Source organism: Alteromonas stellipolaris, from assembly GCF_001562115.1.
Classification (GTDB): domain Bacteria; phylum Pseudomonadota; class Gammaproteobacteria; order Enterobacterales; family Alteromonadaceae; genus Alteromonas; species Alteromonas stellipolaris.
Genome location: NZ_CP013926.1, coordinates 1,696,654 through 1,709,436, shown reverse-complemented (window position 1 = coordinate 1,709,436; position 12,783 = coordinate 1,696,654). Strand labels below are relative to the sequence as shown.

Here is a 12,783-nt window from a genome sequence, read left to right as displayed (position 1 = left end):
GAGTTTAACTTAATGTTTGTGGTGGCAAACTTGTACTTTTTCCTAGCAAAATTAGATGCTCAAACCAAAGATTTGCATCATTGATAATTGCAACGCTTAACGTTTCGCCGTTGTGGTTCTCTAACTCTTTTTCGGCCAGGCTCTCTAACTCATTTTCAACATAACTAGCCTCAATCAGTACAGGCAATAAACGTGCTACTTCTTGCTTAAATTCGGGCCAAGCTTTGGCTTGTTTGGCCATAGATTGATAGTAATTTGTCGGAAAGCCATAATCTGTTTTATTGAGCCTGCGGCTAATAATATTGGCGCCCATAGACGATCCTAACCACACATACATTGCGGAAATGGCAGCAGAAAGCGCTGTTTCGAAACTAGGTAAGTCTACGCTTTGCAATTCAGCCATACCCTTGGCATTAACTGAATTTAACTCTGCTAAGTCATTATCAAGCGCAGTTATCACTGCTTGAGCTTCAAACTGATTTGCTAAAGCTTGAAGCGAAGGGTATTTCTCAGTTGCATAGTTAATGACTGACTTGCAACGCTGGTGGAATTCTCGCATAACGCAAAGTACGTTATAGTAATTTTTACGATGAGCTTCATGATTTTCATTGCCATTATCACCCATCATATTATGAAAAAGTGCAAAGGGCGCACTGTGCTCTAGCGCTTCATGTTTGTTATGAGTTTTTGTTTTTAAATCGCTAAATAAGTTTTGCATGAAGTTTTAAGCTTTACGTTTTATTAATAGAAGGCGGATGTAATGTACTACCAAGAAATGCAGATTGCTAACGGACAAGAAGCATGTGGAGTGCGTTTTGCGACCTAATCTAAAAACAGAAGATCAGGTTACATAATATAGCCCGCAATAGTATTAGTCGCGGGGAATATTTTCAACTTGAATGTTCCCTGAATTATAAGAATGGTATTTGGCGGAGCAGCTTGCAAAGGGTATACTTGGCGCCTCTTAAATATAAGGTGATTTTTTGTGTTTCCAGATACTGTAACCGCCACCCTGAACGACACTGTGCTAGCGCAGGCTAAAAGCTTGTCTGCTGAAGACCGACAAATGCTAGTGATCAGCTACGTACCCAAAGCGAAAGAAATTTGGCTAATCCAAGGTACAGAAGGCTTTGTCATGCTGGAAGACAACGACATTACCCGACTGCCCGTTTTTCCTCACAATAACTTAGCGCAAGCGTGGTTGGACGAGAATCAAATTACAGGTACTTGTGTGGCAGTGCCATTCGATGAATTTACCGAAACTTGGCTACCTGGTTTAACTAAAAATGGCGTGGAGTTGGTTATGTTTCCTACCTCTGCCGATGCCGAAAACTTAGTCATGACAGCAGAAGAGCTAAGTGCAGAATTCAGCGCAGATGCAAGCGCTTAACTGTTGGACTCAGTTTTCCGAATGACTGATTGTGACATCCACCGCTGTAACTTAAGTAATGACTGAATCTACGCACCTGTTGCCCTTGGGGCAATCCGTGGCTACAGCTAAAGGCTGGGATGGTGCCACCCGAGCCATTATGCTGGCGGGCAAGAAGCTGGTTGCTTTACCAGAGTCTGCGCGCACTGAAGATGCATTAGTACCGGCTTGTGAAAGTAAAGTGTGGGTAGCGTGTTTGTATTCACCAGACACTAGCGAACTTGTTATTGCGGCTTATTCGCCCAGCAAGATTATTCGCGGCGTACTGGCGGTACTGTTAGAAAAAGCGAATAGCCTTTCCGATGAACAAAGAAAGGCTTATGACTTTGAGCAATATATGAACGCGTGTAATTTGCAGCGTCATTTAAGTCAGTCTAGAGGCAATGGTATATTGAGTGTTTTACGACGCTTAAATACGCTATAAAATTTGGTTTTTAGCTTCAATCCACTGCGACATATATTTACTTGCATTCAAGGTTTGATGCCACAGCAGCCCCTGTAAAAACAAGGTCTTGCGATGGGCATCTACATCTTTAGCTATACTGGCAATCCGTTCGGCTAAGCGCTCGCTTTCTTTGTCATTTTCAAAAGTGCTTAACAACACTAGCCCTAACTGACTTGCTGACGACCAATCCTCTTCGCTGTTATAAAGCTTAATGGCGTGATTCGCGAAATCTTCTGCCGTATCGCAAATGGCGCCAGCCCACGTAGGCTGCGTAGCACTATTCCCTGTTTCTTCTGCAATACCTTCAGCGCCAACCCAGGTAGTGAGGGTAGGGGTTCCACATCGCATAGCTTCGAGTATTTTGCCTTTAATACCCGCACCAAAGCGCAGCGGCGCTATAAGCAGCCGAGCGTTAGCAATCACATCGTGTGCATTTTCAGCCCAACCATCTAAGTAAAACCCACTCTTTGGATTATGCAACTGCGTTGCTTTTTTAGGCGGGTAAGCACCATAAATATGTAAATTTGCTTGAGGAAGTACCTTTTTAATAGCTGGCCAAACGGTTTGCTTTAGCTGTAATACTGCATCCCAATTTGGCGCATGACGAAAATTGCCAATAGTGACAATGTCGGTGCGTTTTTCAAAATCTGGAGCGTTGCCTTCTACTGTCGCTACATTGAGCGGATGGTAATAAAGCTGTTTTGCAGGAACCTGGTAATGCTTGGTAAGTAGTGTGTATTCTTTGCGAGAAATGACCAACGTAAGATCGCAACGTAAAATAGCGGCAATTTCTCGCTGAGCTAAAGGCGTATTGTAATCAGCCTCTTTCGCGGCGCCGGCAATTGGCGTTACATCATAAGAGGCTACAGTTTCTTTGGATGCTCGCAGTGCATTATCTTGTGCTTTAACGGCATCGTGCCTAGCTTGTCGCAAGCTGTGCAAGTCTTCTGTGTTTAGTACACGAATTGCAGAAGGGCAGGCGTCTTTTACTCGCCAAGAAAACTGTTCTTCGGTCATATACCGGTCAAAAATAACCACATCAGGGCACAGCTTCGCTATGCGTTCATTAAAACTGCTGCAATTAAGTGCAACCGCTTCACTACTAACGCCTATGTTATCTAGGTCAGCTTTGTGGATACTGTCAGCGGCAGCGGTCATGAAAGTTACATTATGGCCGTGGCTTAGAAACTGATTAATCAGAGCCAGCATATTTTGGCCTGCGGCGGAGGAGTTGGGTTCAGGCCACACATAGCCAACGACTACAACCTGCATTATGCCCTGTGACATGCCTTGTGACATTCCCTCTAACATAAATACCTGTGCTTGAATGTGTAAAGCGCGAAATAGTAGCACAGCAGGAAATAAAGAAAATGAAACTCTATCATCGATAGAGATTCTCGAAATTACCTGATTATTGGTGGTTACCCCTATCAGGGTTGCATTAAATGTATGTTAATTTATTGCATACTATACGAAAGATAATGAATTCCGATTAGCTAGGCTAAATAATCGCGCTATAATGTAGCTATCAGTGAAAAAGCTAATATTGTTTGATAGTTACAGTTTTTATTTCTTGGCGTGATTGTTACACGTCACCCTTCTAAATAGAGTAGGTTATATCAGGAGCGTATACCTAAATGACCTTACAAGATATCATTAGTAACGCGAGCACATTGTTTGTGCTGCCCGACTCGGTAACGCGTTTAAAAGCTTGCATGGATGATGGGGCATCTAATATTGACGATATTGCCGACATCATCTCTTTTGATCCTTCGTTAGCCACGCAGCTTTTAAGGGTGGCGAATTCGGCGTTGTACCGCTTTCCGAATAAAATAGACACGATTACTAAAGCGCTACAAGTAGTGGGTACGCGCTCAACCTACGACCTCGCTCTTGCATTTGGCGTTAGCCAAGCATTCAAAGAGGTCGATGGCCAAGTTATCGACTTAGATAAATTTTGGGAGCAAAGTGTTTCTTGCGGTCTTCTAGCAAAGTACTTTGCTGAAATGCGAAATATTAGAGAGCCGGAACGCTTATTTGTTGCAGGTTTACTGCATAATATTGGTGAATTAGTAGTTGTTGCCACGTTGCCAGATAGCGCAAAACGTTGTCAGGCGTTTAACGCAAGAGTAAGCCCAGCTGAACTGCAAGCTGGCGTGTTGGGTTATACTTTTACGAATGTGTCGGCGGGGATCATCAAAGAGTGGGGTATCCCTGAAACCATATACAAGCCTATTGCGAAAATACACGGTGATAGTAGCAATACTTCAGAATATGAAGAGCAAATACTTCAGTTGTCATACGTTTTGGCGCTAGACAACGTAAATTCAGAAATTTATCCCAGCTACAATAACTTAAAACCTGAATTGCATGAAAGCCTGTCGCTTAATCGTGACGACTTAGAAGATGCTTTAGATATTACTAACCTGCAGTGTATTTCTGTTATCTCCTTATTCAATCCGAATGCCTTTATGCTTTATTAATGAAAAAGGGCGTACTATTTATGCAGTACGCCCTTATTTGATATCTAATTCTTGGTGCCTTTGTAGCCAAACCTTTTCTTACTAAATACTTTCTTAATAAGTACCTTTTGGATAACCACTTACTGGCTAAAGACTTCTCATTAAGCTTCGACTACTAAAGGTTTTCTAGCCAATAACCCGTTCAATAATCACGGTTCGATTAATCGAAAATTGCCACGGTTTGGCGACTTATCGCAACGACTTCATTGTCTTTATCCCAAATAGTGGCTTCTGTGTGGCCGTAGCCATCCTCCGCCTGACGGGTATGTGCTTGGTAAGCAAACCAGTCGGTAGGGTCTACCTGCTTATGCGGGTGTATAAACTCCAGATTCCAACTAACAGTACTTGCTGGAGCAGGCAATTTCATCATTTGTAACAGCGTAGGCGGCCAAGCATCAATCATGGTAATGATATGTGCGTCGGTGATTTTCGCTGGTGGCTTTTTAAAGCGCATGTGTCCGTGGTAAACGCTGGTTTTTTTACGGGTGAAGGGAATACCCCCTTTATCGATGGCTAAATCGAAATGACGTAAAAACTTAGGCGTAACTTTTGGAATTTGCGGTATGAATTTGCCTTTGGTGGGCACCGGCATTTCATGGGTGTCTTTATTTTCTACCTTAATACCTGATTTTCTGCCAATACCAAAACAGGCTTGAACGAATACACAACTTTTACCATTTTGCTTTGCATGGGCGGTATATTGAGATACGTTTTTGCCCTCACGCAATAAGGTTACTTCAATGGTAAATGGGATGTCTGGCGAGAGCGGGCCAACAAAGTTAGTTGTAAATGAACGCAGCACGCGTTCCTCACTGACTTTTTGACGAATAGCGCTGTACGCCATACCTGCTGAAATACCGCCGAATGCTGTACGCCCTTGAGCCCAAATGCTGGGAATAATGAGGTTATCTACTTTCCATTCATTGTCAGAAAGTGCCTCTAAAGAAGAAAGAGTTAAAAGCTCGTCTACCGTCATGCTGTTTGTCTGGTCTGATGAGTAAGGGTGTTGATATCCTACCTTAAGCTCAAGCTAACAGAAAGCCTAGGCTAACATTCCTTTTTATATTTACAAATAAGTAACAATAAGTTGTCAATCTTTTAACCTGCCGCGTAGACTGAGTTTTCATTGAATTTAAAGGGAATGATATGGCCCACAGTCAGGTTCAAACGGCACCAGTAGAGAAAGCGGATACTTCCCGCGCCTACAGAAATTACGTGTTAGTGATACTAACGCTGGTTTATGCATTTAATTTTATTGATAGACAGATCATAGGCATCCTTTCTCCATTCATTAAAGCTGATTTGGGTTTAGATGATGCGCAGTTAGGCTTATTAAAGGGCGTTTATTTCGCTATTCTTTATACCGTGGTGGGCATTCCTATTGCGTGGCTTGCTGATCGCTATAGTCGCGTAAATATTATTGCTATCTCGCTCACCCTATGGAGCGGCTTTACCGCAGCTTCGGGGCTTGCCATGAACTACACGCAACTGGCCCTTGCCAGAATTGGGGTGGGTATTGGTGAAGCAGGGGGGAGCCCACCTTCACACAGTATTATTTCCGACCTATTTCCTAAAGAAAAACGTGCAGGCGCACTAGCGGTTTACTCACTCGGTATTCCGTTTGGCGTGATGTTGGCATTCTTTGCTTCTGCGTTTTTCTTGCAAGGCGGATCAGCTGATTGGCGTACCGTAATGATAAGTGTGGGATTACCGGGCGTGTTATTAGCACTATTGCTGAAATTTACGGTAAAAGAGCCAAAACGTACCGAGTCAGTACAAACTGAAGACGCTGAAAAACCGAGTGTTTCAGCGTCGCTCAAAACCTTGTTGAAAATACCTACGTGGTGGGGAATGGCCTTAGGTATTTCCTTTGGCTCGTTCGGTAACTATGCCATTTCGACTTGGATCATCGATTATTATGTACGTGCCTTTGCTGGGCTAGATATTACGCAGTTGCTAATTGCGTTTGGTATTATTAATGGTTCTGCTTATGCATTAGGCGTGTGGCTTGGCGGTTATATCGCCGATAGATGGGGCAAACAAAACAAGAAAGCATATGCCTTGCTACCTGCTATTGCGCTCATTATTGGTGTACCAGCGTTGTATTTCTCGCTTCAAGTTAACGACTTATGGTTGTCGGTAGGGTTAATGACCTTCTTACTGTTTACCAGTGGTTCGTATTTAGGTCCCAGTTTTGCCATGGCGCAAACCCTTGCACCTATCAATGTTCGTGCTATGTCTACGGCATTATTTTTCTTTGTATTGAATATTATTGCACTGGGCGGCGGACCAACAATAACCGGCATCATTAGCCAAGCGTTAGTGCCTTCATTGGGTGAAGTTGAAGCTCTGCGTCAATCTTTACTGTATTTGATTGTGCCCTATGCGCTTTCGATTATCGTGTTCTTATGGACCAGTACTAAAATTGTTAAAGATTGGGAGATGGCAGAGTCGAGAGGGCTGTAGTACTATCTTCTTCATAAATAACATGTTGTTTTGATTAAGGGCTGGTTTACCAGCCCTTACTTTTCCCGCTTTGCTATCGTTATGTATAGCTTTGACACCGCTTTTCGTGAAGGAGTATTTCATTGTCGAAAACCGATATTAGTTTTCACTTTGCCCATGCAAATGGATTTCCTGCTGGTAGTTACAACGCGCTTTTTTCTTCATTACCTGAGCACTTTCACCGTCTTCATGTCGACCGGTTTGGCCACGATCCTCAATTGCCAGTGAATGCTAATTGGCGCAATCAAGTTAATGAGCTTATAAAACACGTAAAAGTCGAAAACACTGACAGTAGAGGTGTTTATGCGGTAGGGCACTCCTTTGGTGCGGTAATTTCTTATATGGCAGCCTGCGAAGAGCCCAGCTTGTTTCGAGGACTTATCATGCTTGACCCTCCGTTAGTGATGGGCCCCATGAGTTACTTTTTTCGGTTTGCGAAAAAGACACCTTTAATCAACAAATTAACCCCTGCGAAGTTAGCTGAAACGCGAAATACACAATGGCCATCTCATACTGATATGGAAGCGTACTTTCAAGGAAAAGCGCTGTTTCGTAATATGGATAAGCGATGTATTCGTGATTATGTTAAGCATGTGACACACACCAAAGGCGAGCTGACATCGTTAACATTCAATGCCGAGGTAGAAGCGTCATTATTTCGCAATGTGCCGCATAATTTAGGTAAGTATAAAGGCAAGTTGAAGTGCCCAGCATTGCTGGTTACGGCTAAAGATGGTGCGGTGTGTAGACCGGCTATGTATGATAGGTTAATTCAGCATAACAACATTGATCATACTGAATTTAAAGGTGGGCATATGTTCCCGTTAGAACATCCTGAAGCAGTGGCTGAACTTATTTCAACCACCATTTCAAAATGGAATAACTCGCTTTAGGTAGGAGATAGGCCGCCAACAGGTTGGCCTAGCATTTCTCTTGTAACTAACACCACGCCTTTTTCAGAAACGCGGAATCCTCGTGCTCTATCATCATCGTGGTTGTAACCAATAACGGTGCCTTCTGGAATAACACAACCTCTATCAAGCAGTACTTTTCTTAGCTTACAATGACGCATAATTTCTACATCAGGCAAAATTACCGCATCTTCTATAAGGCCGTACGAGTGTACCCTTACGTTCGAGAAGCAAATTGTGCCGCGTAGGGTTGAACCAGAAATAATACAGCCGCCAGACACAACCGAATTAATCGCTTCCCCGCGCCTGTCGTGATCTTCCCACACAAATTTTGCAGGTGGCAATTGTTCTTGGTAGGTCCAGATGGGCCATTTTTGATCGTACAAATTAAGCTGTGGAACCGGTGCCACCATCTCCATATTGGCTTCCCAAAATGAATCAATGGTACCTACATCACGCCAATAGGCATCGCCACCACCAGTGCTTTCAAATTCAAACGCATACACGGGGTGATCTTTGATAATTGATGGGATAATGTCTTTACCAAAATCACGCTGTGAGCCAGAGGTTGCAGCGTCTCTTCGTAATTGTTCGAATAAAAACTCAGTATCGAAAACATAGTTGCCCATTGATGCTAGGCAGCGACTGTCATCGCCTGGTAGGGGAGCCGGATGTTCAGGTTTTTCTGCAAAACCATTAATACGATAATTTTCATCGATCGACATCACACCAAATGAACCAGCAGCTTCTTCGATTGGAACCGACATACATGACACGGTCATTTTTGCGCCACTTTCAACATGACGCGCTAACATAGTACCGTAATCCATGCGATAGATATGGTCGCCAGATAAAATCATTACGTACTTGGGCAGTTCGTCTCGAATAATGTCGATATTTTGGAATACTGCATCGGCGGTACCTTCATACCAGCTATCAGAGAATCGCTGAGAAGCAGGTAGTATTTCTACTGACTCACCGAGTTCCTTCTTGAAGTGTCCCCAGCCGCGTACTAAATGTCTTATTAATGAATGAGACTTGTACTGGGTTACTACGCCAACACGTCTAATGCCTGAGTTAATACAATTAGATAGCGGAAAATCGATAATTCTAAACTTACCGCCAAAATAGAGTGCAGGTTTTGCGCGCCACGTTGTTAATTCATGTAAACGTGAGCCCCTTCCTCCGGCTAATATTAGTGCGTAGGTATCGCGAGTCAGATTACTAATATAGCGTGAACTCTGATCTGCCATGTCCTCGTTCTCCATTTTTTGAGACACAATCTTGCGGTGTCGATGAATGTGTAAAAACCGTAATTCATACCGATTGCACTAGGGCGTAGTAAGTAGAATATTGCCCTGGAAATTAGGTTTTATGATAACCTAACTTCATATTACACAAGAATAAATATAATGCCACGGCGTTTTGCTGAACTATGTAAAAAAAACGTTATTTTTTCTTAAGGGATATTTTATGTCTTCTACTACCCCAGTTATTTTTGACCACGATGGTGGCATTGACGATTTATTATCGCTAATACTTTTGCTGCGTTTACCTAATATAAATGTAGTGGGTGTAACCATTACGCCGGCCGACTGTTACCCAGATGATGCTTTGCTGAGTACTCGCAAAATCCTTTCATTAACGGGTAATTCCCATATTCCTGTAAGTGTAGGGCAGTTAACAGGCCCCAATCCATTTCCGCCTGAATGGCGCGCTCAACCTAAAATGTGCCATGCTACCCCCACCATGCTGCGTACATCTCACGATGACGTGAAGGTTGAAAGCAAGGCCGCGCATGAATGGATGCATAGTGCATTAACTCATGCTGCTGAGCCTGTTACCGTTTTAATGACAGGCCCGGCTACCAACTTAGCCGCCGCGTTAACGCAAAGCCCAAACCTTGTAGATAAGGTACAAAAAGTGGTGTGGATGGGAGGTGCCGTAAAGGTCAAAGGTAATGTGGCTATGCATGATCATGACGGTTCAGCGGAATGGAATGCCTATTGGGATCCTAAGGCCACTAAAGTATTGGTAGATAGTGGCGTAAATTTGCTGCTAGTGCCTTTAGATGCCACCAACGATTTGCCTGTTAGTTGGGATTTTTTGCAGCAACTTGCTGTAAAAAATACGCCGGTTTCAGACCTGTCTGGGCAATTTTGGGCGTCAACGGTGACGTCTATTCCCTCTTATGAGTTTACGTATTTTTTATGGGATATTCTTTCAACCTGTGTATTAGCCTTACCAGATACCAAGCTGCGTATTGAAACCGGTCAGGTTGCGGTTAGTACAACAACGCCGAATGCAGGCCATACCTACCCCTGTGACGAAACGGGGAGTTCAATTTCTTGGGTGGCAAGCGTTGATGCTGATTATGTCCGCGAAATGGTAATTCACTATTTAAGCGGAGAGTTTTGTCAATCACCAGTGCCATTTGTTAAATAATTGTTATATATTTCTAATCCTATGTGATTATCATGGAGTTTTAGATGGCAGCTTTAAAGAAGATAGTTTTAGGTGTGGGCGTACTGATCGCTTTGGTAGTTGTGGTTGGGCTGTTCCTTCCACAGCAATACAAAGTTGAAAGAAGCATTTTGATTAATGCACAACCTGAAGAAATTTATCCCGATGTCGTCGATTTGCGGGCATGGCAAAACTGGGGCGTTTGGTTTCAACGGGACCCTAGTATGGAAATCGATTACTCTGGGCCAGATAGAGCTATTGGAATGATGTCATCTTGGAAAAGCGTGACGGAAGGTAATGGGGAGATGAAAATTACCGACTTAGAACACAATAAAAAGGTGGTTTACTCATTGGCTTTCCCAGAATGGGAAATGGGTTCGACAGGATCATTAGTAATATCGCCTGCTGGTGAGGCTACTAAAGTGACGTGGGTTGACTCAGGTGACGTGGGTAACAACATCATCAGTCGCTACTTTGTACTGATGATGGACGGCATGATAGGCCCAGATTTCGAGATGGGATTAGAAAATTTAAAAACCGTAGTGGAAAACAAAGGCTAGTCACCTAGGTAAGCTTTTGCTTGGTACAAAAGCGCCAATATTTTTCACTACAGACCAAGCCAAGTTAGCTTGTATGGATATTTTCCAAAGCGTACTTGGCTTTTTTCATTTTGGGCAATAGAAGTTCAAATGAATGAAATATAAAGTGAAGCTAGATGGTGTTATCAAGACACCCATGATTTAAAGCCTGTTACCAAGCGCGTTATCAAGACATCCATGTTACCAAGACACCCACGTTATCGTTCACTCGATAATTTTTTTACAGAGACACCCATGATTAGGAAGTTGCCCCAGAAGAGTTACCAAGACACCCACGCTTGCGTACCGCGTTATGAAGACACCCATGATTTTGAATGTTACTGGGACACCCACGTTATCGTTCACTCTATAATGTTTTACAGAGACACCCATGCTAGCGTAAAGCATGTAAAGCGAAGTTCTAATGAAACCCTGATGATTGTAGTTGTGTGAGTTGTGGGAGAGTTAGTTTAAGGTGGGTGTCTCGCTAAGGCTGTTTAAGGTGGGTGTCTCGATTAAATTGATATTTAAAATTGGCCTAATTGTTTAGGTTATTCAGTGTGTTAATAAAATATGTTGCGCCTTAAAACCGCGTGATCAAGTTTTGAGCTATTTTCGTACAAAGTCTGTTAAGTAACGCTAAAGTAATCGGCGGTTGGTTTGTTATACAGCAACAATCGTAATTGTGTTAATTCATGTTGGGAAAGAACATGTTGGGAAATAAACGCCGCCTAATAGTGGGTCTAGCTTTTAATAAATTAGCCGACTTATTAGCATCTGCAAAAACCACATTGCCTGCACTACTAATCTCCCTGGGGGCTCCTAGCTGGATGGTGATGTGGTTGGTGCCAATTCGCGAATCTGGTGCATTGTTGCCCCAAGCGTTAATTGGTGTGTATTTACGCAAAAAAAGCGCTAGGCACCATGTTTGGCGGCTAGGTATGGCCATACAAATCTCGGCTATATGTACAATGTTAGCTGCCGCAGTTGTCACTGAAGGTTTTGTGGCGGGGTTAATTATACTCGCATCACTGGTGTTTCTAAGTTTAGGCCGCTCTGCAAGCTCACTTACCGTAAAAGATATGGAAGCAGACATTAGTCAAAAAGGTGAACGAGGTAAGTTAGTTGGTTTAGCATCTACGGCGTCCGGTGTGATGACATTATGCGCTGCAGTTCCTCTCGTGTATTTTGAAAGAGAGCTTGAAGGTTATTCAATCTTCATTTTATTAGCCTCATCAGCACTTGCATTTTGTATCACGCTATTTTTAATGTTTTCGATAAAAACCCATGTTGAAATAGAAGAGTCTCAAAATAAGTCGTTGTTTAACTGGCGTTTTGACAACACAGTGTATCGATTCGTTTTTGTTCGGGGGTTGTTTGTTCACTCTGCGCTAGTCGCGCCATATTTCATGTTAGAAAGTTCGCAAAACGCGAAATCGTTGCTTCCTTTTTATCTTGCTGCACAAGCCCTAGCGTCAATGCTTTCTTCGTTTCTATGGGGAAAGATTGCAGATAAGAGTGCTCGATTCACCCTCCAATTGTCAGGAGTCTTGGCTTTAATCGCCTGTGTTGGCTTACTTGCTATGGAGCCTGAAAGTGTGTGGCTGTCTGCAGGTTTGTTTTTTATTCTCTCAATTGCACATGCTGGCGTGCGAACAGGGCGAAAAACTTATAGCTTGGATATTAAAGAAGGGCAAGACAGGACTGAGTTAGTTGGTTTTTCAAACACAGCTATAGGTCTTATTTTGCTTGGGTTTGGTGGGGTTTACGCGATTGTATCGTCATTCATCGACTTTTCAGTGGTGTATATCATGGCAGCGATGCTGACCGTGGCGATTTGTACTACGCTTATATTACCAAAAGAAAAATAAGCGAATCGGAGGTTAAACGCTGTGCGAATTACTGTGATTGCTTTTCTGGAGCCCAGTTT

12 protein-coding genes are annotated in these 12,783 nt (G+C 43.1%); 8 read left to right on the top strand and 4 right to left on the bottom strand.

The features are described 5' to 3' along the window. Positions 1–4: 4 nt before the first annotated feature. A complete protein-coding gene (locus AVL57_RS07155) occupies positions 5–718 on the bottom strand; it encodes a heme oxygenase-like domain-containing protein (RefSeq protein ID WP_057792490.1) in 714 nt (237 codons plus the stop codon). Between the two features lie 267 nt (positions 719–985). Between AVL57_RS07155 and AVL57_RS07150 the strand changes: the two genes are divergently transcribed. After that, positions 986–1,390, top strand: coding sequence for a DUF2750 domain-containing protein (locus AVL57_RS07150; RefSeq protein WP_057792488.1), 405 nt, complete (start codon positions 986–988; stop codon positions 1,388–1,390). 97 nt (positions 1,391–1,487) lie between these two features. Further along, positions 1,488–1,853, top strand: a complete 366-nt coding sequence (locus tag AVL57_RS07145) for a SufE family protein (protein WP_232363285.1) — start codon at positions 1,488–1,490, stop codon at positions 1,851–1,853. Here the strand turns inward: AVL57_RS07145 and AVL57_RS07140 are convergent. After that, positions 1,848–3,149: a glycosyltransferase gene (locus tag AVL57_RS07140; RefSeq protein WP_057796211.1), complete on the bottom strand. Its 1,302-nt coding sequence runs from the start codon at positions 3,147–3,149 to the stop codon at positions 1,848–1,850. The genes AVL57_RS07145 and AVL57_RS07140 overlap by 6 nt on opposite strands. 362 nt (positions 3,150–3,511) lie before the next feature. Between AVL57_RS07140 and AVL57_RS07135 the strand changes: the two genes are divergently transcribed. Continuing rightward, positions 3,512–4,357 carry an HDOD domain-containing protein gene (locus AVL57_RS07135; RefSeq protein ID WP_057792484.1) on the top strand — a complete coding sequence of 282 codons (846 nt, stop codon included), beginning with the start codon at positions 3,512–3,514 and terminating at the stop codon, positions 4,355–4,357. Between the two features lie 199 nt (positions 4,358–4,556). Here AVL57_RS07135 and AVL57_RS07130 read toward each other — a convergent pair whose 3' ends face one another. Further along, a complete protein-coding gene (locus AVL57_RS07130; protein WP_057792482.1) occupies positions 4,557–5,372 on the bottom strand; it encodes an acyl-CoA thioesterase in 816 nt (271 codons plus the stop codon). Between the two features lie 170 nt (positions 5,373–5,542). On the opposite strand from AVL57_RS07130, the gene AVL57_RS07125 reads away from it, so the two are divergent. Both AVL57_RS07125 and AVL57_RS07120 read left to right on the top strand, forming a co-directional pair. Beyond that, a complete protein-coding gene (locus AVL57_RS07125; RefSeq protein WP_057792480.1) occupies positions 5,543–6,862 on the top strand; it encodes a spinster family MFS transporter in 1,320 nt (439 codons plus the stop codon). A 122-nt stretch (positions 6,863–6,984) separates the two neighbouring features. Next, the gene (locus tag AVL57_RS07120) at positions 6,985–7,794 is read left to right on the top strand and encodes an alpha/beta fold hydrolase (RefSeq protein WP_057792478.1); all 810 of its coding nucleotides are present in this window, start codon (positions 6,985–6,987) and stop codon (positions 7,792–7,794) included. On the opposite strand, the gene glgC is transcribed toward AVL57_RS07120, so the two are convergent. Beyond that, on the bottom strand, positions 7,791–9,065 hold the full coding sequence (gene glgC / locus AVL57_RS07115; protein ID WP_057792477.1) for a glucose-1-phosphate adenylyltransferase: 1,275 nt from the start codon (positions 9,063–9,065) through the stop codon (positions 7,791–7,793). The genes AVL57_RS07120 and glgC overlap by 4 nt on opposite strands. A gap of 220 nt (positions 9,066–9,285) precedes the next feature. Here glgC and AVL57_RS07110 point away from each other — a divergent pair, with 220 nt between their 5' ends. From AVL57_RS07110 to AVL57_RS07100, 3 genes are all read left to right on the top strand, one after another. Further along, positions 9,286–10,257, top strand: coding sequence for a nucleoside hydrolase (locus tag AVL57_RS07110; protein WP_057792475.1), 972 nt, complete (start codon positions 9,286–9,288; stop codon positions 10,255–10,257). Between the two features lie 44 nt (positions 10,258–10,301). Further along, on the top strand, positions 10,302–10,835 hold the full coding sequence (locus AVL57_RS07105) for an SRPBCC family protein (protein ID WP_057792473.1): 534 nt from the start codon (positions 10,302–10,304) through the stop codon (positions 10,833–10,835). A gap of 728 nt (positions 10,836–11,563) precedes the next feature. Further along, positions 11,564–12,724 (top strand): MFS transporter, encoded by a 1,161-nt coding sequence (locus AVL57_RS07100; RefSeq protein WP_057792471.1) that lies wholly within the window; start codon positions 11,564–11,566, stop codon positions 12,722–12,724. Positions 12,725–12,783: the final 59 nt, after the last annotated feature.

Bases quoted from the DNA above. Each gene is read 5' to 3' on its own strand.
- glgC (WP_057792477.1), bottom strand. From the start codon at position 9,065: ATGGCAGATCAGAGTTCACGCTATATTAGTAATCTGACTCGCGATACC.
- AVL57_RS07105 (WP_057792473.1), top strand. From the start codon at position 10,302: ATGGCAGCTTTAAAGAAGATAGTTTTAGGTGTGGGCGTACTGATCGCT.
- AVL57_RS07130 (WP_057792482.1), bottom strand. From the start codon at position 5,372: ATGACGGTAGACGAGCTTTTAACTCTTTCTTCTTTAGAGGCACTTTCT.
- AVL57_RS07155 (WP_057792490.1), bottom strand. From the start codon at position 718: ATGCAAAACTTATTTAGCGATTTAAAAACAAAAACTCATAACAAACAT.
- AVL57_RS07110 (WP_057792475.1), top strand. From the start codon at position 9,286: ATGTCTTCTACTACCCCAGTTATTTTTGACCACGATGGTGGCATTGAC.
- AVL57_RS07100 (WP_057792471.1), top strand. From the start codon at position 11,564: ATGTTGGGAAATAAACGCCGCCTAATAGTGGGTCTAGCTTTTAATAAA.
- AVL57_RS07125 (WP_057792480.1), top strand. From the start codon at position 5,543: ATGGCCCACAGTCAGGTTCAAACGGCACCAGTAGAGAAAGCGGATACT.
- AVL57_RS07135 (WP_057792484.1), top strand. From the start codon at position 3,512: ATGACCTTACAAGATATCATTAGTAACGCGAGCACATTGTTTGTGCTG.